Consider the following 23,865-nt stretch of genomic DNA (forward strand, 5'->3'; position numbering starts at 1 on the left):
GGACCCACGCACCCGATCTCAAGCGTGACTCACTTCACACTTTATCGGCCACAGCGGTAGGCCGCGAACCGCTGCTCGCCGTTGGCGGGATCGCCCAGCGGCTGCAGGGTGTCGGCCTGCAGGCCCGGCGCTTCGTTGCGGGCCAGGGTTTCCAGCTCGTCCCGGACCCGCAGGTTGTTGCGTTCGTAGAACGCCACGCTGTCCTTGACCGACACGGAGACCTCGCCGCGCTTCTCGCACCCGGTCGGCACGGCGCCCGCGCCGACCACGCGAACATTCTTGGCATTGGGGGCGAGATGCACCCAGGTGCAGGCGGACAGCAGGACGGTGGAGGCGGCAGCCAGCAGGACGAGACGCATCGAAGTCACCTAGTAATGTGAGTCGCGGCCATTCTGGCCGATGCCGGATGAATCGATCCGGGCCATGCGCCGCCCCGGAGAAGGGGCGGCGACACGGACATACTTACTTCTTCGGCTTGCCGTCGGCATCCAGCTCGACCGCTTCGCCCAGCTGCAGCGCGCGGACGGACTCGCCCACCTTGGACAGGTCGCCCACCACTACCCAAGTCAGCGCGGACGGCGACAGCGTGGCGGCGGCCTTGGCCACGTCGGCGGCGCCGATGGCTTCGTTGCGCGCCTTGTACTGCACGATGTAATCGTCCGGCCGGCCGTAGCGCTGGTTGGAGGCGATCTGGCCGAGCACGGCGGACGCGGTTTCGTAGGCGCCCGGCAGCTCCAGCGTGTTGGCGGCGCGGACCTTGGTGATCTCCTCCGGCGTGGCCGGGGCCTGGCCGGTAGCGAACTGGCTGATTTCCTTCTGCAATTCCTTCATCGAGTCGGCGGTGCGGTCGCTCTGCACCGCGGCGCTGGCCCACCACGGGCGCTGGCCCAGGCTGTTGCGCGCGCCACTGTAGGAGCCGTAGGCCCAGTGCTTGTCCTCGCGCAGATTGGAGTTCAGGCGCGAGGTGAACTGGCCGCCGAGCACGCCGTTGGCGAAGTCGAAATCGATCGTGCCGGCATCGCCGGTCGGCGGAACGAGCTGCGCGGCGTAGACGTTCGACTGGATGGCACCGGGCTGGTCGATCAGGAACACGCGCGGCTTGGCGGCGTTGGCGACCTTGGGCACGGCGGCCAGCTTGGGCGCGTTGGGTGCGGCCTTCCAGTCGCCCAGGCGGGCTTCCAGCAGCGGCACGATCTCGGCCAGCGTGGTGTCGCCGACGATGGTGATGCGCGCCTGGTCCGGCTGCAGCCAGTCGCGATGGAAGGCGACCAGGTCGTCGCGGGTCAGCGAGGCGATCGACGCTTCCGTGCCCGAGCCGGTGAACGGAATGGCATACGGATGGCCCTCGCCGTACAGCAGCGGCGGCAGCGTGCGCAACGCGGCGGTCTGCGGACGCGCCTTCTCCTGCTTGATGCCCGCGATCCAGGTCGCGCGCACGCGCTCGATTTCCGCCGGCGCGAAGGTCGGACGACGCAGCACGTCGGCCAGCAGGTCCAGCGAAGGTGCGAGCTTGTCGGTCAGCGCCGACAGGCCGACCGAGGCCGAATCCAGCCCGGCGCCGGTCGTCAGTTCCGCCCCCAGCGATTCCTTGCGGGCAGCGAAGTCGAGCGCGCCGTACTCGCCGGCGCCCTCGTCCATCATCTGCAGCGCGAAGCTGGCGGTGCCGAGCTTCTTGCCGACGTCCGCGGCATAGCCACCGGGGAACTCGACGTTGAACTGCACCACCGGCGTTTCGTGGCGCTCGGCCAGCGTCACCTGCATGCCGTTGGACAGCGTGGCACGATGCACGGCCGGGAACTTCAGGTCGGGGAAGGTGGTGGTCTTCGGCACGCCGGCCTTGCGGTCGACGGTGCTGGCGACGGTCTTGAACTTCGGGTCGACCTTCGGCGTGGCGGCCGGCGTGGTGGCGGGCGCCGCGAACACGGTTTCCGGCAACGCCGACGCCGGCGTCTCGCTGGGCTGGACCAGGATGGTGTGCGAGCCACCACTCAACCACTTCTTCGCCGCCGCCTGCACGTCGGCCGGCGTGGCGCTGGCGTAGATGGCCAGGTCTTCCTTGTAGCAGTCGGGCGTGGTCTGGTAGACGGCGCACGAGGCCAGCACGTCGGACTTGCCGCCGAAACCGCCGATGCGCTCGATGCCGCGGACGAAGCCGGCGACGCCGGCGGTGCGGGCGCGCTCCAGTTCCTCCGCCGTCGGGCCCTGCGCGATCAGGCGCTTCATTTCTTCGTCCAGCGCGGCCTCGACCTTGGCCGGGTCGACGCCTTCCTTCACCGTGGACATCAGGAAGAAGGTACCGCTGATCTCGCTGCTCCACTGGTAGGCGGTCGCCTGGTCGGCGATCTTGTCGCCGTGCACCAGGCGGGTGTCGAAGCGCGAGGCCGCGCTGCCGCCGAGCACCTGCGCGAACAGGTCGAGCAGGACGGCGTCCTTCGTTCCCATCTCGGCGACCGGCCAGGCGCGGTAGACCCGCACCTGCGGCACGCGGTCGGGGATGGTCTCGCGGGTGTCCTTGGCATGCGTCGGGATGTTGGTCTTCATGTCCGCCAGCGTGGCGCTGGCCGGAATGTCGCCGAAGTAGCGGGTGACCTTCTCCTTGGCGGTGGCGACGTCGATGTCGCCGGCCAGCACCAGCACCGCATTGTTCGGGCCGTACCAGCTGCGGAACCAGGTCTTCACGTCATCGAGCGTGGCGGCATCGAGATCCGCCATGGAGCCGATGGTCTGCCAGCTGTACGGATGCCCGGCCGGATACAGGGCCTCGAACATGCGCGCGCTGATGCGGCGGCCGTAGGGCTGGTTCTCGCCCTGGCGCTTCTCGTTCTGCACCACGCCGCGCTGCTCGTCGAGCGCCTTCTGGTCGATCGCGCCGAGCAGGTGGCCCATGCGGTCGGATTCCATCCACAGCGCCATGTCGAGCGCGGTGGTCGGCACGTTCTGGAAGTAATTGGTGCGGTCCTGGTTGGTGGTGCCGTTCTGGTCGGTGGCGCCCACCAGTTCGAACGGAGTGAAGAACTCGCCGTCGTGGTTCTCGCTGCCCTGGAACATCAGGTGTTCGAACAGGTGCGCGAAGCCGGTACGGCCCGGGGTCTCGTTCTTGCTGCCCACGTGGTACCAGATGTTGACCGCCACGATCGGCGCCTTGCGGTCGGTATGCACGATGACGCGCAGGCCATTGGGCAGGGTGAACTCCTCGTAGGGGATCACGATGTCCGCACCGGCGGCCGGCTTCGCGTACGTCGGGGCCGGTGCGTACGCCAGGCCCCCGAGGGCGGCGGACAGGGCAACGGCGAGCAGGGCGGCGCGGGGCGGACGGGAAAGGGACATGGACACTCCTTCGATACTGAATGGGCCTGCAGAACCCCCGATGCTAGCCCTCGCTGGCAGTCATTACACTAGGCCACAAGCCATGACCTACGGCACGGGTACCACCGCGCCAATGCTCTCGAACCCCTTGGTGGAGGCGACATGGACCGCAAGCACTGCCTGGTGACCGGGGCCAATCGCGGCCTGGGACTGGAACTGGTTTCGCAGCTGCTGGCCCGCCAGCGGCACGTGGTGGCGACCTGCCGCCACCCCGGCAAGGCGACGGCGTTGAACCGGCTGGCCGGCGAGCATCCGGGGCGCCTGCATGTGCTGCCGCTGGACGTGGCCGATGCCCGCAGCCGCGAGGCGCTGCTGCGCGACCTGCCCCTGGTCACCGACGGGCAGCCGCTGCACCTGCTCATCAACAACGCCGGCGTGCTCCGTGGCGGCGAACGCTTCGGCCAGGTGGCTGCCGAGGATCTGGACACCAGCTTCCATACCCACGCCGCCGGACCATTCCTGCTGACGCAGGCCCTGGCGCCGCAACTGGCCGAGGGCGCGGCGGTGGCGAACATCTCGTCCGAGATCGGTTCGATCGCGTTGCGGCAGGAGTTCCGCACGCCCAGCTACGCGATCGGCAAGGCCGCACAGAACATGGTCACGTCGTTGCTCTCGCAGGCGTTGGCGCCGCGCGGCATCAAGGTCGTCGCCCTGCACCCAGGCTGGGTGCGCACCGACATGGGCGGCGACAACGCGGCGCTCTCCGTGGCGGAATCGGCGGCAGGCCTGCTGCAGGTGATCGACCACCTCACGTCCGAAGACAGCGGGCGTTTCCTCGACTGGCAGGGCGACCCGCTGCCCTGGTGAACCTGAACGCTGGCTGCGCCGATCCGAAGGCAACGCAACGCTTCCGAGTTGAACAGCATCCAAACCCTTGCGCACCGGAATGACCGGGGGCAGGGCGAAGCGGCGTGTTCGCAGTCACAACGGACACCACCGCCCGTCTTGGTTCACGCAGGACGGACACCGGACGGACAGTCGCTCCGGACAGCGGACAGGCAGGAAGCACCAAGAACTATTGATGGATCAATGATTTACGTTTGGCACGGTTTCTGCGTTACCTACAACAAGAAGCGCGCAGCACCGCACCAACCTGACTGAAGCCTGAATAAAATCACCAAAACGAAAAGTTTTGCTTGCCCGCTCTGTCTAGGTGTACTACCTTACTACCACACCACCCAACAACATCACTACAGAGGCATGACAATGAACGCCAAGAACCTCCTCCCCCTGACCGCCGCCGCCGTGTTCGCCCTGTGCGCCGGTGCCATGGTCGTCTCCGCGACCCACGCCGACAACAACCACAACGCTGCTGCCCCGGCTGCCCGTATCGTCGACCTGCCGACCGTCACGGTGACGCCGGACGCCGCCGACCTGGCCCACTACCACACCTACAAGGACGCCAAGATCGTCGACCTGGCCACGATCACCGTGACGCCGACCGCCGAAGACCTGGCCCAGTTCGTCGCCCAGCAGGCGGTCCGCATCGTCGACATGCCGGTGGTCACCGTGCGCCCGTCGGCCGAGGACATGCAGCAGATCGCGGTGCAGGCAGGCGTGCTGGCCGGCCAGCTGGCTTCGCGCTGATAAGCAGGCGATACACGCTTCACCTGCGACATCGCGCAAGCCGGCTGCGGCCGGAGCAACACCGCAACACCCGCCCGTGAGGCCATGCAGCGCCGCGTAGAATGCGCGCCATGACCGACACCCTGGACATCGACGTCCTGCTGTACCAGCCGGAAATTCCCCCGAATACCGGGAATGCCATCCGCCTCTGCGCGAACACCGGCGCGCGGCTGCACCTGATCGAACCGCTCGGGTTCGCATTGGAAGACAAGCAGCTCAAGCGCGCCGGCCTGGATTACCACGAATACGCCACGCTGCAGGTCCACGCCTCGCTCGATGCGGCCCTGCAGCGCATCCGTCCTGCGCGCCTGTTTGCGCTGAGCACGCGCGGCATCGTGCGCCACGACCAGCCCGTCTACCAGCCTGGCGATGCCTTCCTGTTCGGTCCCGAAACGCGCGGCCTGCCGCAGGATGTGCTGGACGGTTTGCCGGAAGCGCAGCGCCTGCGCCTGCCGATGCGTCCGAACAACCGCAGCCTCAACCTGTCCAATACGGTCGCCGTGGTGGTGTTCGAAGCGTGGCGGCAGGCGGGATTCGCCGGCGGCGCTTAGTCGTCTGCTCATCTGTAGGAGCGACGTGAGTCGCGACCGCACGCGTGGGCTGCCGATGCACTCACATCATGCGAAAACACTCCGACGAGCCCCTGCATCAATCCCTTCGATATGGATCCGTAGGTCTGACGATCCGCGGTCGCGACTCACGTCGCTCCTACAGACGCTGGAACCCGGTTAACCGAACCGCGCCAATGCGTAAGGCGCCAGCGGAATGTCCGTCGCCTCGCCCGCCATCATCTGGTCGACCAGCCTGCCGGTGACCGGGCCCTGTGTCAGGCCAAGATGGCCGTGGCCGGTGGCGACGAAAATATCTTCGCCCGGCACCCGGTCAATGATCGGCAGCGAGTCCGGCGTGCACGGGCGGTTGCCCGCCCACTCCGACACCGGTTCGCCGCTGATGCCGGGAAACAGTTTGCGCGCTTCCGGATCGAGGCGATGGATCAGCGCGTAATGCGGATCGCGGCCGAGCGCGGTCAGCTCCTTGATGCTGGTCATGCGGATGCCGGCCTGCATCGGCGACACCACCATGTAGCGCTCGGCCCACAGCGTGGGGCGCAGCACGACCGCCTGCGCCTGCGGGTACATCAAGTGGTAGCCGCGCGCAGGTATCACCGGGATCTTCAGGCCGAACGGCTGCAGCAATGCGTTGCTCCATGCGCCCGCGGCCACGACCACGCGTCCCGCATGCACGGGACCCTGATCGGTATCGATGCGATAGCCGTCGCCCTGGCGCACGATGGCGGACGCACTGGAGATCAAGGATGCCGCGCCGCGCGTGCGCAGGTCGTCGAACAGACGACGGCAGAACTCCCCCGGATCACGCATCGCCAGCGAGTCGCGCTGGAACACCGCGCGCTGGAATCCCGCGCCGATGCCGGGTTCGAGATCGCGCAACTGGGCGGCATCGAGCACGTCGAACGCGACGCCTCGCTCACGCATCAGCCCGCGCTCCCATTCGCCCTTCGCGAACGTCGCGTCCTCGCTGTAAACATGCAGGTAGCCGGTGTGCCCGATCAGCTCGCTCGCACCTATGCGCTCGCCCAGATCCAGCCACGCACTGCGCGAGGCGGTGTTGATGGCACTCAGTGCATCGATGATCGGCAACACATGCTGCAAGCGGCCCTGGTTGAGGAACTGCAGTAGCCAGCGCGCATAGGACGGGCTGACGGCCCAGTCCAGCTTCAGCGGCGCCAACGGGTTGGCGAGCATGCGCAGCGCCTTGGTGACGATGCCCGGCGTGGACTGCGGCATCACGTTGCCGACCGAGATCGAGCCGGCATTGCCGAACGAGGTCTCGCCCGCCGGTCCCTTGGCGTCGATCAGCAGGCAGGACAGCCCGCGATCCATCAGGTGGTGCGCCGTCGACAGACCGACGATGCCGCTGCCGATCACCGCGACATCGGCTGTGCGCGGCGAGGAAGAAGAAGGGGAAGGACTCATCGGATCGGAACGTCGTAGGCGGTGCGTGGGGTGGGTTCGGGACGGAAGGTGAAGTGCCACCACTCCATCGCATAGTTCTGGAATCCATGGCGGGCCATGGCCTGCACCAGCTGCTCGCGGTGGCGGCGCTGTTCGTCGGTGATCGACGGATGCGCAGTGTTGGCGCGCGGATCGAAGAAATCGAACGGCGTGCCCATGTCGAGTTCCGTGCAGGCATCGCCATCGCAGCGGACCAGGGTCAGGTCGAGCGTGGCGCCGCGGCTGTGCCCGGAGGTTTCGGCGATGTAGCCATCCAGCAGGCTCGCCTTCTCCAGGTTGGGGTAGTACGCGGACTTTGTGCGCTGGTCGGCCGGATCGCGTGCCCAGCGGACGAAGTGCTGCACCGCGCGCACCGGGCGGTAGCAGTCGAACACCTTCAGCGACAGCCCTTCGCGCTGCACGTCCTGTTGCACCCGTGCGAGCGCCTGCGCGACCGGCGACAGCAACATGCATTTCGGTGCTTCATAACCGGTGACGGGCGCGCCGACGAAGTTGTTCGCGCCGGCGTAGCGGATGTCCTGTTTCAGTCCGGGCACGACGCTGGCCGCCTCGACCAGATCCACGTCGGCCGCGTCCTGCGCGGGAGAGACCTGCACGGCCGGCGAAGAAGCGCAGGCGCCCAGCCATGGCAGCGCGCACACAAGCAGCAGCCAGGCACCACGCATGTCAGCGGCACGCCTGCGTGCGGTGGAAATCGAGATCGGCATAGTCGTAGCTGAAGTCCGCATCCGGATCGACATGCGACAGTGTAAGTCCGGCGTCGCCGCTCGCCTTCGCTGCTGCAAAGTGCAACCAGGGCTCCGCGTCCACACTGTCGTCGTCCCAGTCCACCAGCCAGCGCTCGTCCACACGCATCATCGTGCCCGCCAGCATCGGCGAGCGCGCCGCGACGAAGCGCACGCGATCACCTTGTGGACACAGCGACACGTCGCCGAACCAGGGATCGCGGTAGTGCCCGGTCCAGGCAGCTAGCGCTCGGGGGCTGGCGATCGTGCGATGGCGCGTGTCCGCCTTCGGCTTGGCGGCCCGCTCGCCGGCACGCTCCCGATCCAGCAGCTCGGCGTAGTACGCCACCGTTGGGGTCGATTGCGGTGCGGTGAACTGCTTGGTCAGCACCTGCCCCAATACCGTGCGTGCCGCCTCGCCTTCGCCGTTGATCAGGATGACGATGCCGGTGCGCTGGTCGGGCAGCAGGATGACCGACGAATACATCCCGGCCAGCGTGCCGGTATGGGCCACCTTCCACGCGCCATCGACATCCGACAGGCGCCAGCCGTAGCCGTAGGCCGAGAAGTGACTGTTGTCCCAGGCGCGCATGCGCGCGCTCACCGGCATCGGCATGTGCGCCGTCCAAACGGCCTTGCGCTGCGCGGGCGACAGCCACGCGGGCGTCGCGTCCGGCGACAGCCACATGCGCATCCACGTCAGCATGTCGTCGAGGCTGCAGCGGATGCCGCCGGCCGCCATGGACGTGACGTTGGGAACCACCTCGTCATCCTCACGGATGACACGATTCCCCAGTGGCGTGCGCATGTGCGGCTGGGCCACGTTGCCGACCTCGGCGCGGTTCCATTCGCCGACCTGGCAGCGCGACAGGCCGAGCGGCTGGAACAGTTCGCGCTTCACCAGCTCTTCGTAGGGCGCACCGCCGGCAGCGGCCGCCACCTCGCCCGCGACGACATACAGCAGGTTGTCGTAGGCATACGTGGCCCGGAAGCTGTGCGTCGGCTTGAGGTGCTGTAGTCCTGCGATGATGTCGTCGCGGGTGAACCGGTTCGGTTCCGGCCACAGCATCAGGTCGCCCGCGCCCAGCCCCAGACCACTGTTGTGGATCAGCAGGTCACGCACCTGCATCTGCTGGGTGACCCACGGGTCGTGCATGCGGAACTGTGGCAGGTATTTGGTGACCGGGTCGTCCCACTTCAGCTTGCCGGCATCGACCAGGCGTGCGAGTACACCGGCCGTCATCGCCTTGCTGTTGGACGCGATCTTGAACAGCGTGTCGTTGTCGATCTTCTCGCCGCTGCCGGCCTGCAACTCGCCCAGCGTGCGGGTGTACGCGATCTCGCCGTCGCGGATGATGCCGACCGCGATGCCGGGCAGCTCGTAGCGGTCGAATGTCTGCTGGACAGCGGAGTCGATCTCGATGCCGGCAGGCTCGGCCTTTGCGGTATGTGCCAGAAGAATGGCGAGAACCCACAGCAATCTCATCGACTGGCCCAATGCACTGCGTTCTCAACATTGACGAAAAGAAGGGCGTCGCCGCAATTTCTTCACGGCAACGCCCCGTTTGCTATCTCACAAACCCGTATGTCAGAAGAATTTGTATTCCAATACCAGGTTGAATGCACGTCCTCGCGGATCAGCGACACGTGGCTCCCAGCCAGAGCCGCCGCCGTAATCAAGATAAGCCACGGTGAAGGGCGGATCGGTATTAAGGAGGTTCCGGATGCCGAAGGTCGCCTTCAGCCCTTCCATTCCCGTCCAACTCACACTGTAGTTGTACGTGATGTACTCATCGACGTCGGGATCGTAGTTGGGCAGGTCTGCAGGGTCCAATGCTCCGCGACTGATGGCTCGCGGCACCCAGTCCTTATAGCCATCCCTGTACACCTGAGTCAGCGTGTGTGCCCAGTCTCCCTTCGCCCAGCCAAAACTCAACGTGTGCTTCCATTCAATCGGCAAGATGCCCCACTGGGTGTAGCTCCCGACCTGATCTGCGCTCCATGGCGAGGTCTCGAGCGTCTTGGTCTTGTATTGATCGAGATAGTTGCCATTGAAGTGGATGTTCCAGTTGCCGCCCGCCAGCTCACCGCGCAGGTTGGCATCCACTTCAATGCCGCGCGTCAGCGTTCCACCCGTATTGACGTAGCGCTGGTCGATCTGCACGACGTTTCCGCTGGCGTCGCGAATCCAGTTTTCCCTGAAGATGTCGTAGTTGTCTTTGAGCTCGCGCAAGGTTGTGGAGCGCACCGTGGCCAGTCGTTCGATCTCCCACCAGTCGACGCTGACATTGAAATTGCTGGTAGGCGCAAACACGACGCCGATACTCCGCTGTTCGGACTCCTCAGGCTTCAGGTTCGGGTTGCCGCCAGTGAGAATCGTGGGATAGATGTTCTCGCAGCCCGCTTCGCTGGCATCCGGATCACCTCCCGGGCATGTTGCGGGGTCGGCGATGTCCACGCCTGCGCCGATGCTGGGCGACTCTGTCGTTCCTCGGAACAGCTTGGCGAAATCGGGCACCTTGAAGCCCGTGCTGTATGACCCGCGGAATGCGAGCCAATCCACTGGCTGCCATTTGAATGAGTACTTGGGATTGAACGTCCCGCCGAAACCGTCATAGTCATCGTAACGACCCGATATCGTGGCATTCAACGAATCCAGCACGGGCACGAGGAACTCGGCATATACCGCTTTTACGTTGCGAGCCTTGCCGGTCATGTAGTTGTTCGCATCACCCGCTGCTTGGTAGATCCATGCGCTACCGCCCGTGGTCGGATACGTGGTGGAATCCCACAGGGCGGGGCCGGTGAACTCGTACTCCTCGCGACGCCATTCCGCCCCGAAAGCCGCCTGCACATCGTCTTTGGCCCAAAGGCCGAAGCCGAGACTACCGGTGAAGGTCGCGTCGAATGTGGTCGTGGTGGTTTCGCCGCTATAAAGCTGCGTGCCATCGGCTGAAATGGACTCAAGCGCTGCCAGCGCTTCGGGGGTCTGGCTCTGGCCCGGCAACAGGAAGGGATTGATCAACCCCGTTCGCAGCATCTCCTTCAATGGCGCCGTGAAGACGAAGCCATTGGTCAGCACCGACTCGGCCTTGCTGCTCGACCTTGAAAGGCCCGTCGTATAGTTCCAGTTGCCGATGCTGCCATCCAGACCCAACATCAACCGCATGGCTTTGGTGGTCGTGGTGTATTGCCGCGGCCCGCACTCGTAGCACCTCCAGCGGTACGCAATGGGATTCCCATAGATCAGATTGGCTTGAGGCCCAAAGTGGCCCAAGAGCGCGCCATAGACCATGTCGTAGGTCGCGCGGGTGAGATCGTTGAGGGGATACGGATCCAGCGTACCTGCTGCAGTTGCGGGATTGGTGGTAGACGGAATGGCGGTCGTAAACTGCAGCGCTTCGAACCGGCGCTTGGACTCCACCTCCGACCCCATGGCTTCGATGTAGAACTGATGCCGGTCAGATATGTTGAACGTGAAGCGGCCAATCAGTTGATTGGTCTCGGATGCCTGCTGGAGCGTGCGTGCGCGGCCGTAATCCCAGGCGCAGGCGTAACGAAACGTCGGGTAATCCCAGATCTCGTTGGCGTAAGGCCCCATCAGGTCGCCGGCATTCTCGCAACCGATTCCTCCAGGGAGGTCCGCGATATTCACCCAGTTCTGTGGGCCGCCTCCAAGCGGGTCCGTCAAATTTCCGTTGATCAGCGTACCTGCACCGCTACCGATGGTGGCGAAGGGGCCACCGCGGGAGTCGGGAGACAGGCCCCGGTCCGGCCGGAAGCTATTGGTGAAATCCCGGTCCTTACCCGTGAGAATCTCATTCTTCTTGTGGTTCCAAGCCAACCACACATTCCAGCGGTCACTATCGAGGTCACCGACGCCGCCCAGCAACCCCGCGCGATAGATGTTGCCGCCACCTTCATCCGTCACGTCGGCACCCAGGGTGGCCGATAGTCCCTGATAGTCCGATCTCGTAATGAAGTTGATGACGCCCCCGATAGCATCGGTGCCATACATGGCCGAGGCACCGTCACGCAGCACTTCAACCCGGTCGATGGCTTGGAAGGGAATCGAGTTCAGGTCCACCACCTGGCCACCCAGACCATGTGCGGCTACACGCCGGCCATTTAGCAGTACCAGCGTGGCGTCAGCGCCCTGTCCACGCAGATTGGCGCCTGACAAGCCATTGTTGCCACGCCCATCTGCTTGGCCCGGCGGCGAGATCGAATTGTTGGCCGCGAGGCTATCCGAGCCACTGGTCGCGATGTTGAGCTGCTGCAACAGCTGTTCCGCCGAAGAGATGCCCTGCGCTTCGATCTCCGCCCTCTGGATGATGGTGATCGGAAGCGCTGCCTCTACATCGGTGCGCTTGATACGCGAGCCTGTGACATTCACCGTATCTAGCGTGCGGGCAGCGCTGCTTGTGGAAGCCTCATCCTGCGCGAACACGACGCCGGGAACGGCCAAGCCCAACAGGATGGCGGTAGCGAGGTGGGTGGGCCTGAGCGAAGGGCGTCGAGCGGGCATGCGGATCTCCTCTGGATGTCTTTGTGCGCGGTGTGCGCGACCGATGTGATGGGCTGCGATACGCTCGGCGCGCGGTTCCGGGGCCGACGCCGTTGCCCGCGCGGGGGCTGCGTCGCTGTCGTTCCTCGATCCCCGGCCCGGATGGCTCCCCATTCGCGCCTTGCCGCGCATCCCATCCCGGGTGCGCACCACAGATTGCATTTGAAACCGACTACTCCGGCACCCCTGCCGGCAAAACCCCTGTGATGGCGGTGTAGCACGCAGCTTGACCGCAGTCAATAAATTATTCTTGCGCCGCAAAAAAACCGACTTGAATATTCCTGTTTGTTACGGCGATGCCACGGGTGGCGCAGTCAGCGCATGCAGGATGCGCAGGTCTTCGGCATCCAGTTCCGTGCCTTCCATGCCGCGAAAGCGATGGTGGAAAGCACGCACCGTATCGGGGCGATTGTCGGTGGCGTAGCCGATCGCCTGCAGCGCCAGCCACGGATCGAAGCCGGGCGGGGGATCACCAACACCCTCCGCCGGCCATACACCGAAGCCGGCGTCCGCCAGACGCTTCCACGGGAACAGCGGACCCGGGTCGATCTTGCGCGTCGGCGCCAGGTCCGAGTGGCCGATGACCTGCGTCGGAGGGATGCGCAGACGTTGGGTCAGGTCGCGCAGCAGCACGATCAGGCTGTCGATCTGCACGTCGGGAAACGGACTCTTGCCGTCGTTGTCGATCTCGATGCCGATCGAGGCGTTGTTGACGTCGGTGATCGCGCCCCAGCGCCCCGCGCCGGCGTGCCAGGCGCGCTGCGTGTCGCTGACCAGCTGGTAGATCTTGCCGTCCTTGCCCAGCAGGTAGTGCGAGCTGACACGTCCGCCACTGTTGCGGCTACGCAGCGTGTCCAATGACTGCTCCACCGAATCCTGTTCGGTGTAGTGCAGCACGATGACCACCGGCCGCCGCTCGTCGAAGTTCTTCGAGGGCACCCAGGTCGCGAGCGGATTGCGTGGAGCGGAGTGCGCGCATGCGCCGAGCAGGAGCACCATGGCGGCGAGGATCGCGGACCGGCAGGCGGATGGGACGTGCTTCGTCATGATGGATACCTCGATGAGACGCAATGCGTAGGAATAACACGGACGACGCGCTCGGCCGCGAATGACCGGAAGAAAGAAAGGCCTGCCGCGGACGGCAGGCCACCGGAGAAGCCCACTTCAAACCTGCGTCGCGATCAGAAATTCCAGGTAACCACCAGCTGAGCGTACCGCGGCGATTGCCAGTTGGTGGGCGTACCGAACGTGGACCGGCGCACGCCCGGATTGCTCTCGTAACGGGCGGCCACGTTGACCTCCTCTTGCGCGTTGAGCACGTTGAACACTGACAGCCGCGCCTTCAGGTCGATGCCCTCTACCGGGAGGGTCCAGGTCACGCTGGCACCCATGTTGTAGATCCACGGCATGCGCCCGTAAGCACCGCGCGGCGAGTATTGGTACTCGCGATCCGTGTAGCTCCACGGCGTGCCATCGTTCGGATTGACACAGTTCGCCACGCACAGCCAGCCGGTGCCGCCACCACTGCCGGTGCTGGTGAAGCTGGCCACGGCGAAGTTCTCATCAGGCCAGGTGACACCGAAGGCGGTGATCGGACCACCGGACAGCGCGGTGAACGTGGCGCCGAAGCTCCACATTTCGTTGAGCTTGTAGCTGCCTCGCAGCTTGATCTGGTGGCGATGGTCGTTGAACAGGTCGCCGTAACGTTCGTTGTTCGCAGGATGGTCCCAGTGCTGGACCATGCCGGTGTCACCGTAGTTGGTGTCGGAGTTGACCGGACCTTCGTGGTTGCCCTCGGACTTGGACCACAAGTAGGAGGCGTTAAACGCCCACTTGTCATCCCAGGCGCGGTCGATCTGGAACTCGACGGCCTTGTAAGTCCGTTTGGGCTTGGAATAGCCCACGATGCGGTTGCTGCCGACGGTGATATACCCCTCCTTGGAGGTGTCGATGGTGACCCAGCCATCCTGGGCGCAACCCATTTCCGTGGTCCCCCACAGGGTCAGCGGATCGCCCGGGTTGGCGATCGGCCACAACGTGCCGTGGCGCACACCGCATAGCGCGTTGATCCGCACATCGTCCATGGCGTTGTCCATACGCCGGTAGGTGGCGTTTACGCCCCACGACCAGGCTTGGTTGATCACCTGCTGGAAGCCAAGGATCGCCTCGTCCTGATGGACCGCATCGAGGTTGCGGTCCACCGGTTCGTTCGAGAGGTTGTAGCTGTCGTCGACATCACCGATCTGTGCGCCGACGATCGGCGCCATGTACGGCGCGCCCGTGATCGGATTGGTTTCCGGCGTCCAACCGTCCAAGGCATAGAACGTGTACTCGTCGGTCAGGCCACCGGCGAAGTTGTAGCTGATGATGCTCGTGACCGGCATGTAGTAGCGGCCCAGGTTGCCGAACAGCTTGGTACTGCCGTCACCCTTCATGTCCCAGGAGAAGCCGAGGCGCGGCGAGACCAGGTTGTCCAGCTTGATGTAGCTGTTGCCAGCGGCGTCGAAGTTCTCGAAATTGTCCACACGCAGGCCGAGGTTCAGCATCAGGCTGGGCGTTACATTCCAGATGTCCTCCGCGTACAACGCGCTGGTCTCGATGTCGAAAACGCCGCCTGCTGCACGCTTGCGTGCCCGTAGGTACGCGTTGACGCCGGTGGGCAACGGCGTGCCGTTGTCCAGCACTTGGTTCGGACTGGTACGTCCATAGGCAGTCAACATCCTGCCGTTCGGACCGGCATAGCGGTCGAAGCGCTCGGTGGTCATCAGTTCGTGGTCCCAGCCGAAACGCAACAGGTGGTCGCCGAGCGCCCACTCCAGATCCAAGCGTTTGGCCTTGCGCTCGTCCTCGTGCGAGACCACGGACCCTCCCGGGTGGCAACCCAGCGCGGGACTTCCCATCGCCCGGTACACGGCACCGTACGAAGCGTTCTCATAACCCACTACCTCGCAGAGGTCATCCGCCGGCGACCTCCCGAAGCTGCTGCTGCGGTTGATGCCATACATGGCCTTGGCGGTGAAATTTTCGCCGAAATGGCCGGTATAGGTGATCGAACCACTCTTGCCGCCGCTTTCGGTCGTGCGCTGACCGTCGAGCAGGCCGATGACGCCGGTATCCCAGTTGTAGGCGTAGGCACTGGTGTCGCTGGAGGCTTCGTCGGAGAAGGCGAGCAATTCCAGCAGGTGGTTGTCGGTGATGTTCCAGTCCAGCTTTGTGCCCCAGAAGCCGTTGCTACCATCTCCCTTGGTCCAGCTGCTGCCGCCGGCGTTGGTGTAGTGCGAATTGCTCTCGCGCTGCTCGTACATCGCGAACAGGAACAGTTTGTCCTCGATGAGCGGCCCCGAGGCCCAACCATTGGTCTTCAGGAAACTGCTGCCATCGCGGCTGGAGCGCGCATTGGTGCTGCCGTCCGAGTAATAGCGGTCGTCGCCGGCCGTCCTCCAGGCGTTGGGCTCGAAGGTGACAGTCACGCCACCCTGAAGTTCATTTCCGCCGCGCCGGGTCACCGCATTGATCACGCCGCCGGTGGCGCGACCGAACTCGACTGAATAGCCACCGGTCTTGACTTGAAACTCTTGGAAGAAGTCGAAGGGCGCAGTGGAGAAGCTGTGGCGTTTATAGAAGTCGGTAACGTTGAGACCGTTGATGAACACCGAATTCTCGGCCACCGATGATCCTCCGAACGAGAGGCCGCTGACATTGGAGGCGTTGCCGGAGATCACGCCTGGCGCAAGCAGCGCCACAGATGAAGCATCTTGCGCGACGGGCAGTCGCGCCAACTCCTCGCGACTGACGTTGGTCGCCGACTCCGTCGAGCGCACGTCCACGCGGTTGACCACCCGCGAACCCACCACCTGCACCGCATTGAGGTTCACCACGCCGCCGTTGGCGCCCAGGTTGACCGTGGTCGTGCCTCCCAGCGACACATTGACCCCGACGGCGTCGCCGACGTTGGCGCCATCGCGCTTGACCTGCAACTGGTAGTCGCCGATGGGCAACTGGGTCAGGCGATAGCTGCCGTTGCCTTCCACGGTCACCGTGCGCGTCGCGCCCGTCGCCGTATTGGTGATCGTGATCTGGTCGCCCGCGCTGGCGCGACCCGCGACCGCGCCGGTCGCGCTCTGCGCCATCGCCAGCGGCGCCATCGTGGCGATGCATGCGCCCAGGGCGATACCCAGCGCCGCTTTCTTCAGAACCTTGCCTTTCATCCCCGCTCTCTCCTGCTAAAGATGTTGGTTGAATCGTGTTGTGGTCGTATCGCGCTCAGCCGCGCCCATCCCGCGGCAGCATCGTCCATTCGAACGTGTAGTCCCATTGGTCGAAGTAGAGGTTGCCGCCCTTCCATTCCACTTCGCCGCGCTGCAGGTCCACGGTTTCGGACCGCACGTGCTGCTTGGCGGGGATGAACTCGCGCGAGTAGTCGTCGTTGAACGCCACGCGATAGGCATCCAGTCCGCCAAGATAGAACCAGCGCAGCGCCGGGTCGTCCGAGTCGAGCTGGCCGGTGGTCACGTCCATCGGCACCCAGCCGTACGGCGCCAGATACAGCGCACCCCAGTCGTGCATGGTGTCGTGGCCTTCGACGTCTTCCGAATAGGCCCAGCCCGACTGCCAGCGCGCGGGGATGCCGTTCATCCGCAGCAGCGTGATCAGCAGCAGCGTCTGCTGTCCGCAATCGGCATGGCCCGCGCGGAACGCGTGGTCGCTGATGTTGGTGATCGTGGAGTACTCGCGCGCACCGGCCCACGGAATGCGGTCCACGGCGGCGAACAGCTTCTGGGCGACGCGGTAGGGATTCTTTTCTCCGCCCACCACCTGCTCGCTGAAACGGCGGAGGTCGTCGTTGAAGACGACATGCGGCGCGCGCTCGGCGAGGAACGGAGCAAGTTCGGGCGTGGCGATCGCCGGCACCACGCGCTCGGGATCAATCGCCACGCGGCGTGCGTGCACGGTGACTTCATACGTCACCGAGAACGTCGTCGGCACGCCGGCGACCGCCGGTTGCTCGAGATACGCGGTGCGCTGCAACGCGCGTTCCGGCGCCACCTGCGGACGCGCTGGCTGGCTGGTCACCAGCGCGATGGCCTCCTGCTGGCCCGCGATGGCGCGCGGGTACGGCAGCCAGGCGCGCACGGTTTCGCCCGCCGGCACGGCGTCGGGCTTCACGCTGAGGGTATGGGTGATGCGCACGCGACGCGGCAGCACGCTGGTTGCGCCGGTGGCTTTGGCGACCTGCACCACGTCGCGATGATGGCGGTGCAGCGCCTCATAGGGGCCCTGTGCGAAGGGCCGCACCGGCGGCGCTCGGCGCGCGGCGGCCTCCGGACTCAGCCGGAACAGGTTCGACACCGACCGGTTGAAGTAACGCGGCTCACCGTCGATATCCAGCCGCTCGATCAGCCCGGCACTGTCCCAGCGCTGGAACTCGTCCTCGCCCAGATCCGGCACGTGCGTGCGGATGCGGTCGCGCACCGCGGTGGCGTCGAGGGTGAAGTCGAGGCGCATGCGTCGCATGCGCTCGCGCTGGAACAGCAGTGCCTCGCGGCCCGCCGTGTCCGCGTCGTGGCTTGCGAGTGCCTGCGCAATGGCGATTTCCGCGTCGCGGAACCGTCCCTGGTCGATATCCGCGACGATAACGGCGAGAGGATCGCCCGCCGTGGCCAGGCCCGGCAGCGGGAGTACCATCGGCCACCCGCACAGCGACAGCCACGCAGCCATCCGGCGCCGGGTGCGCCTGCCGCGTTCTGTGGTCATGTGCTGGCTCCCGCTCGCATCCACGTCGTACATCCCCACGCCGACTGGTCACGGCTGTGTAACACGGCATGAACGGAAGGGTCAATAATTTATTCTTGATTTTTATAGCGGAAGAAATAAATATTCTTGTGGAAACGGTCCCCGGCATGGCGTCATGTTGTCGGAGGGATGGGTCTGACGGAGGGGAGTGGATGAACGCATCGATGCCGTACCGGCCCTTGGGCCGGCCAGCCAGGGCTGGGTTCGCTGGACCGGATGGGCGCGTGAAAGCCCTCGCCCTGCTCGGCCTGTTGGCCGCGGGCCTGCCCGCCTTTGCCCGCGACCCGCTGCCCGTTCCCGCCCATGCCGTCATCGGCGTACAGGAGCGCCACCTCCAAGCGGACGACTGGATCCGCCGCCTGGCCCAGCCGGACCGGCTGCTGCTGGACGACGCCGGTGTGGCAGCGCAGAACGACCGCATGCGGAAGGACGACCGGCATGTCCATGTACTGCAGGACCTGCCCGCCGCCTTCACTCGCGCACAGGTCCGCGGCTGGCTGGATCCGCTGTCCGCTCCGCCGACCCGCACCCTCTACGACGATCAGGGCCGGGAAGTCACGAAGCCGCAGCTGGCGGCCATCGCCGCCAATGCCGCCGTCGACGCGGTCGCCGCGAACACAACCGCACGCTACGGCCTGGTCGTGCACCGCGCCGACCTGCGCACCTTCCCGACCCGCCAGCGCGTCTTCAGCAGCCGGGGGGACACCGACATCGACCGCTTCCAGGAGAGCGCGCTGTTCCCGGGCACACCGGTGGTGATCGCGCACACCAGCGCCGACGGCGACTGGTACTTCGTGGTGAGCCCGCGGTATGCCGCGTGGATCGAGAAGCGGTTCGTCGGCGAAGGCCCCCGCGAGGCGGTGTTCGGCTACGGCACGGGCGCGTCCGCCCTGGTGGTGACCGGCGCCACCGCGCGCACGGTCTACAACCCGGAGGAGCCCGGTCTGTCCGCGCTGCAGCTGGACATGGGTGTCCGTGTCCCGGTGCTGGCCGACTGGCCCGCGAACAAGCCGGTGAACGGCCAGCATCCCTATACCTCGCACGTCATCCAGTTGCCGGTACGTCGTGACGACGGAACGCTCGCGCTGCTGCCAGCACTGCTGCCGCGGACCGCCGACGTCGCACCGGACTACCTGCCTTACACCTCCGCCAACCTGCTCCGCCAGAGCTTCAAGTTCCTCGGCGAGCGCTACGGCTGGGGCCACCGCTACGACAGCCGCGATTGCAGCGGCTTCGTGTCGGAGGTCTACCAGAGCATGGGCATCGTGCTGCCGCGCAATACCAGCGCGCAGGCCGTCAGCCCGGCGCTGGAGCGCATCGGCTTCGACGCCGGCGACAGCCACGAAAAACGCCTGGCCGTGCTGCGCACGCTGCAGGTCGGCGACCTGGTCTACATCCCGGGCCACGTCATGATGGTGATCGGCCACGACAACGGCACCACCTACACCATCCACGACACCACCGGCATCACCTGGCGCGGCCCCGACGGCAACGTCGTCCGCACCACCCTCAACTCGGTCGCCGTCACTCCGCTGGAGCCCTTGCTGTTCAACAGCGAGCAGCCCACCGTCGACCGCATCACCGCCATCCAGCGCGTCCGTCCCCAAGGGGCTCCATGAAGATCACCGACATCACCTTCGGCATGCTGCGCGTGCCGCTCAAGACACCGTTCAAGACCGCGCTGCGCACCGTCGACACGGTGGAAGACATCGTGGTCATCGTGAAGACCGATACCGGCCACGTCGGTTACGGCGAAGCGCCAGCCACGGCGGTGATCACCGGCGACACGCACGGCTCGATCATCGAGGCCATCGGCAAGTTCATCCGGCCGCGGCTGATCGGCCAGGACGTCGCCAACCTCAACCACATCACCGACCTCATCCAGACAGCGCTCGAGCGCAACACCAGCGCCAAGGCGGCGGTCGAAATCGCGGTGTACGACCTGTGGGCGCAGCTGTACGACGCACCGCTGTACAAGATGCTGGGCGGCGGCGACCCCGTCATCACCACCGACATCACCATCAGCGTGGACTACATCGACAAGATGGTCGCCGATTCGATCAGCGCGGTGGAGCGCGGTTTCGAATCGTTGAAGATCAAGGTCGGCAAGGACATCGGCCTGGACATCGAGCGCGTCAAGGCGATCTATTCCGCCGTCGAAGGCCGTGCGCTGCTGCGTCTGGACGCCAACCAGGGCTGGACCGCCAAGCAGGCGGTGTTCGCCATGCAGCACCTGGAAGACGCCGGCGTGGTGCTGGAATTGCTCGAGCAGCCGGTCAAGGCGCGCGACCTGGACGGCCTGAAGTACGTCACCGACCGCGTGCATACGCCGGTGATGGCGGACGAGAGTGTGTTCGGCCCCACCGAAGTCATCGACCTGATCAAGATGCGCGCGGCCGACATCATCAACATCAAGCTGATGAAGACCGGCGGTATTTCCAACGCCATCCGCATCGCCGATATCGCCTCGCTGTACGGCGTCGAGTGCATGATCGGCTGCATGATCGAGACCAGCATCAGCGTGGCGGCCGCCGTGCACGTGGCCGCGGCGAAGGCCAACGTCATCACCAAGGTGGACCTGGATGGCCCGTCACTGGGCCAGTTCAACCCGGTCGAAGGCGGGGTGATCTTCAACGAGTCGGAAATCACCATTACCGAGGCGCCCGGCCTGGGTATCCGCGAGATCCGCGGCCTGGAGATGCTGCCGGGCTGAGCCCGGTGGCGATGGCCCGTTGTCAGCACCGTCCTCCGCCATCACACTCGCGCCATGACAACGTCCCTGGTGAAGATCCGCTCCGAACGCGACCAGATGTCGGCCATCGAGCGCCGCATCGCCGACTTCATCCTCGACAACGCGCACCTGCTGCGCGACTACTCCTCCCAGCAGCTGGCCAGCGCGCTGGGCATCAGCCAGTCGAGCGTGGTGAAGTTCGCGCAGAAGTTCGGCTTCAAGGGCTACCCGGACCTCAAGTACACCATCGGCGAAGCCGTCGCCCGCAACGGCAACGGCCAGGCGTTGCCGCCGGACGCCGCGCAGGACGATGCCGTGGATGCCTATGGGCAGCTGCAGGACAGCCTTCGCCGCAGCAAGATGGCGGCCGAGGAGGAAACCCGCAGCCTCAACCCGCGCACGCACATCGAGCCGATCGTGGAACTGATCGACCACGCCGGCAAGGTGTTCGTCTGCGGGCTGGGCGACGATGGCCTGTTCGCGCGCGAGTTCGCCATGCGGCTGTCGCTGCTGGGCCTGCTGACGGTGCATCACGCCGACCCCATCCTGATGATGGCCAACCTGTCGGCGGCGCGTCCGGGCGATGTGCTACTGATGTTCTCCGAGTTCGGCAAGCTGCCCGAGCTGTCGCAGGTCAGCCGCCAGTTCCAGGCCTGCGAGGGCAAGGTCATTTCGATCACCCGCCACACCGCCAACCCGCTGCGCGCGCACGCGGACGCGGCGCTGGTGATCTCGGCGCACGATCCGGCGCCGCACGTGGAGCAACTGCTGTACCGCTCGTCGCTGCAGTCGCTGCTGGATTTCGTCTTCGTGCTGCTGTGCCAGTCCAATCCGGACCGCAACCGCCAGCTCGCCATCAATCTCGAACGCATCCATCACCTGCTGGAGTCGTGATGTCCCTACCGTCGTTACCTTACCTCTCCCGGTCTCTCGCCCTGGCCGCTGTCCTGCTCACCGGCACCGCCCATGCGATGGCAGCCGACGCGTCGGCACCGGCCGCATCGTCCTGGCGCGATGCGCGCCAACTGGTGCTGGTGGTAACCGATGGCTGGGACGCGACGACCGGCACGCTGCAGCGCTTCGAGCTCCGCGACGGACGCTGGCAGGCGGTCGCTCCGGCGGCTCCGATCGCCGTCGGCCGGAACGGTGCGGCGTGGGGCCTGGGCCTGCACCCCGCGCAGGCGCAGGGACCGCAGAAGCAGGAAGGGGACGGCCGCGCGCCGGCGGGGGTGTTCACGCTCGGCGAAGCGTTCGGTTACGCGGCCAAGGCCGACACCGCCATGCCCTACCGCGCGATGCAGGCGACCAGCTACTGCATCGATGTTCCGGATTCGCCGCTGTACAACCGCATCATCGATACGCGCACCGAAGGCGAGGCCGCCGCGAAAGGCTCGACCGAGCCCATGCGACTGGACCTGCACAATCAGGGCGACATCCGTTACCGCGAAGGTCTGGTGATCGGCCACAACCCGAAGGCCACGCCACGCGCCGGCAGCTGCATCTTCGCGCACCTGTGGCGCACGCCAGGCGAACCTACCGCCGGGTGCACGGCGATGGCATCCGAGACGATGGACAGCGTTCTGGCCTGGCTGCGTCCCGACGCGCGCCCGGTCTTCGTGCTGCTGCCCCGCGCCGAGTACACCCGCCTCGCCCATGACTGGCAGTTGCCGGAGGCGACACGATGAGGTGGCCGGGCGCCACCGCGCGCGTTCTCCTCGGGCTTGGAGCCGGCGCGATCGTCGGCTTGTCGCTGGCGCACTGGTCGCCGACCAGCGCCGCCACGGCGGTGGCCATCGCGCAACCGATCGGCAAGCTGTGGCTCAGCGGCTTGCAGATGACGGTGGTCCCGCTGGTGCTGTCGCTGGTGATCCTCGGTGTCGCCACCGCCAGCGATGCCGCCGCCTCCGGCCGTGTCGCGCGGCGGGCGATGGTGGTGTTCATCTCCCTGCTGTCGCTGTTCGCCGCCTATGCGGCCATCGTCGCGCCGCTGGTGCTGTCTATGGTGCCGCCCAGCGAAGCGCTGACCGCCACGCTGCACGGCACGCTGCCGCCCGCCGGAGCGACCGGCGCGCCGGCGCTCGCCGACTGGATCGGTTCCATCGTGCCCAGCAACGCCATCATGGCTGCCGCGCAAGGCGCGATGCTGCCGGTGGTCGTGTTCGCGCTGTTCTTCGGATTCGCCCTCACCCGCGTGCAGGAAGACCGCCGCGCGCAGGTCATCGGCTTCTGCCACGGCATTGCCGACACCATGATCGTGATCGTGCGCTGGATGTTGCTGGCCGCGCCGATCGGCGTGTTCGCGCTGGTGCTCGCCGTTTGCGCGCAGGCCGGCATCGGCGTGATCGGCGCGTTGGCAGGCTACATCGCGCTCCAGTGCGGGATGTACCTGGGCGCGACCCTGATCTGTTACGCGCTGGTGGCCGTGTTCGCGCGCCAATCGCCGCTCGCCTTCGCCAAGGCGATCCTGCCTGCCCAGGTCGTGGCCGCCAGCACACAGTCTTCACTGGCGTCGCTACCGGCGATGGTGGAGAGCGCCCGCTTCCGTCTGGGCCATCCGCGTGCCGTCGCCGCCCTGGTGCTGCCGATGGCCGTCACGCTGTTCCGCATCACCAGCCCGATCCAGTACATCGTCGCGGCATGCTTCGTCGCTTGGGCCTACGGTATCGAGGTCAACGCCGTGACGCTCGCCGCTGGCGCTGCGCTCGCCGTGGTGATCAGTCTCGGCTCCATCGGCCTGCCGGGGCAGGTGAGCTTCATGGCGACGGTCATGCCGGTGACGCAATCGATGGGCCTGCCGATCGAACCACTGGGTCTTCTGCTTGCGGTGGACACCATCCCCGACGTATTCGCCACCACCGGCAACGTCACCGGCGACCTGACCGCCACCAGCATCGTCGCGCGCCAGTCGCCCGACGCCAGGGATGGCGATGATGGCTGAGCGCGCAGCGACTCGACGACTGCTCCCAGGCAGCGTGCTGCACCCGTTCAACGGCCTTGAACGCACCGACCCAGCCAGCGCCATCA

Annotated in this window: 17 protein-coding genes; 8 read left to right on the forward strand and 9 right to left on the reverse strand. The window is 65.9% G+C overall.

Going from position 1 to position 23,865, the window contains the following annotated elements; all coding sequences use genetic code 11:
* Positions 1 to 41 precede the first annotated feature (41 nt).
* On the reverse strand, positions 42 to 359 hold the full coding sequence (locus tag CSC78_RS00820; protein ID WP_162336008.1) for a DUF4156 domain-containing protein: 318 nt from the start codon (positions 357 to 359) through the stop codon (positions 42 to 44).
* A gap of 103 nt (positions 360 to 462) precedes the next feature.
* Positions 463 to 3,327 carry a M16 family metallopeptidase gene (locus tag CSC78_RS00825; RefSeq protein ID WP_162336009.1) on the reverse strand — a complete coding sequence of 955 codons (2,865 nt, stop codon included), beginning with the start codon at positions 3,325 to 3,327 and terminating at the stop codon, positions 463 to 465.
* 141 nt (positions 3,328 to 3,468) lie between these two features.
* Between CSC78_RS00825 and CSC78_RS00830 the strand changes: the two genes are divergently transcribed.
* From CSC78_RS00830 to trmL, 3 genes are all read left to right on the forward strand, one after another.
* Positions 3,469 to 4,173 (forward strand): SDR family oxidoreductase, encoded by a 705-nt coding sequence (locus tag CSC78_RS00830; RefSeq protein WP_162336010.1) that lies wholly within the window; start codon positions 3,469 to 3,471, stop codon positions 4,171 to 4,173.
* Between the two features lie 399 nt (positions 4,174 to 4,572).
* Positions 4,573 to 4,953, forward strand: a complete 381-nt coding sequence (locus tag CSC78_RS00835) for a hypothetical protein (protein WP_162336011.1) — start codon at positions 4,573 to 4,575, stop codon at positions 4,951 to 4,953.
* A 110-nt stretch (positions 4,954 to 5,063) separates the two neighbouring features.
* Entirely contained in the window at positions 5,064 to 5,543 is a 480-nt protein-coding gene (gene trmL, locus CSC78_RS00840; RefSeq protein WP_162336012.1) for a tRNA (uridine(34)/cytosine(34)/5-carboxymethylaminomethyluridine(34)-2'-O)-methyltransferase TrmL, read from the forward strand.
* 177 nt (positions 5,544 to 5,720) lie between these two features.
* Here trmL and CSC78_RS00845 read toward each other — a convergent pair whose 3' ends face one another.
* The 7 genes from CSC78_RS00845 to CSC78_RS00875 all read right to left on the reverse strand — a co-directional run bounded on the left by CSC78_RS00845 (position 5,721) and on the right by CSC78_RS00875 (position 18,071).
* On the reverse strand, positions 5,721 to 6,986 hold the full coding sequence (locus CSC78_RS00845) for an NAD(P)/FAD-dependent oxidoreductase (RefSeq protein ID WP_162336013.1): 1,266 nt from the start codon (positions 6,984 to 6,986) through the stop codon (positions 5,721 to 5,723).
* Positions 6,983 to 7,690 carry a M15 family metallopeptidase gene (locus tag CSC78_RS00850; RefSeq protein ID WP_162336014.1) on the reverse strand — a complete coding sequence of 236 codons (708 nt, stop codon included), beginning with the start codon at positions 7,688 to 7,690 and terminating at the stop codon, positions 6,983 to 6,985. The genes CSC78_RS00845 and CSC78_RS00850 overlap by 4 nt, the downstream gene beginning before the upstream one ends.
* Before the next feature lies 1 nt (position 7,691).
* Positions 7,692 to 9,236 carry a serine hydrolase gene (locus CSC78_RS00855; protein WP_162336015.1) on the reverse strand — a complete coding sequence of 515 codons (1,545 nt, stop codon included), beginning with the start codon at positions 9,234 to 9,236 and terminating at the stop codon, positions 7,692 to 7,694.
* A gap of 102 nt (positions 9,237 to 9,338) precedes the next feature.
* Positions 9,339 to 12,278 carry a TonB-dependent receptor domain-containing protein gene (locus CSC78_RS00860; RefSeq protein WP_162336016.1) on the reverse strand — a complete coding sequence of 980 codons (2,940 nt, stop codon included), beginning with the start codon at positions 12,276 to 12,278 and terminating at the stop codon, positions 9,339 to 9,341.
* Between the two features lie 327 nt (positions 12,279 to 12,605).
* Positions 12,606 to 13,364, reverse strand: a complete 759-nt coding sequence (locus tag CSC78_RS00865; protein ID WP_162336017.1) for an N-acetylmuramoyl-L-alanine amidase — start codon at positions 13,362 to 13,364, stop codon at positions 12,606 to 12,608.
* A gap of 134 nt (positions 13,365 to 13,498) precedes the next feature.
* Positions 13,499 to 16,525: a TonB-dependent receptor gene (locus CSC78_RS00870; protein WP_162336018.1), complete on the reverse strand. Its 3,027-nt coding sequence runs from the start codon at positions 16,523 to 16,525 to the stop codon at positions 13,499 to 13,501.
* Positions 16,526 to 16,580: 55 nt separating this feature from the next.
* The gene (locus tag CSC78_RS00875; protein ID WP_162336019.1) at positions 16,581 to 18,071 is read right to left on the reverse strand and encodes a transglutaminase-like domain-containing protein; all 1,491 of its coding nucleotides are present in this window, start codon (positions 18,069 to 18,071) and stop codon (positions 16,581 to 16,583) included.
* 263 nt (positions 18,072 to 18,334) lie between these two features.
* Here CSC78_RS00875 and CSC78_RS00880 point away from each other — a divergent pair, with 263 nt between their 5' ends.
* Genes CSC78_RS00880 through CSC78_RS00900 form a run of 5 tightly spaced genes read left to right on the forward strand, consistent with a single transcriptional unit; the run spans position 18,335 to position 23,779 of the window.
* A complete protein-coding gene (locus CSC78_RS00880; protein ID WP_238391121.1) occupies positions 18,335 to 19,729 on the forward strand; it encodes a C40 family peptidase in 1,395 nt (464 codons plus the stop codon).
* Positions 19,726 to 20,823 carry a dipeptide epimerase gene (locus CSC78_RS00885; RefSeq protein WP_162336020.1) on the forward strand — a complete coding sequence of 366 codons (1,098 nt, stop codon included), beginning with the start codon at positions 19,726 to 19,728 and terminating at the stop codon, positions 20,821 to 20,823. Before CSC78_RS00880 ends, CSC78_RS00885 begins: the two co-directional genes overlap by 4 nt.
* Before the next feature lie 54 nt (positions 20,824 to 20,877).
* A complete protein-coding gene (locus tag CSC78_RS00890) occupies positions 20,878 to 21,735 on the forward strand; it encodes a MurR/RpiR family transcriptional regulator (RefSeq protein WP_162336021.1) in 858 nt (285 codons plus the stop codon).
* The gene (locus CSC78_RS00895; protein WP_162336022.1) at positions 21,735 to 22,526 is read left to right on the forward strand and encodes a L,D-transpeptidase family protein; all 792 of its coding nucleotides are present in this window, start codon (positions 21,735 to 21,737) and stop codon (positions 22,524 to 22,526) included. Before CSC78_RS00890 ends, CSC78_RS00895 begins: the two co-directional genes overlap by 1 nt.
* Positions 22,523 to 23,779: a dicarboxylate/amino acid:cation symporter gene (locus tag CSC78_RS00900; protein WP_162336023.1), complete on the forward strand. Its 1,257-nt coding sequence runs from the start codon at positions 22,523 to 22,525 to the stop codon at positions 23,777 to 23,779. The genes CSC78_RS00895 and CSC78_RS00900 overlap by 4 nt, the downstream gene beginning before the upstream one ends.
* Positions 23,780 to 23,865: the final 86 nt, after the last annotated feature.

Origin of the sequence: Pseudoxanthomonas japonensis (genome assembly GCF_010093445.1) — a bacterium.
Taxonomy (GTDB): domain Bacteria; phylum Pseudomonadota; class Gammaproteobacteria; order Xanthomonadales; family Xanthomonadaceae; genus Pseudoxanthomonas_A; species Pseudoxanthomonas_A japonensis.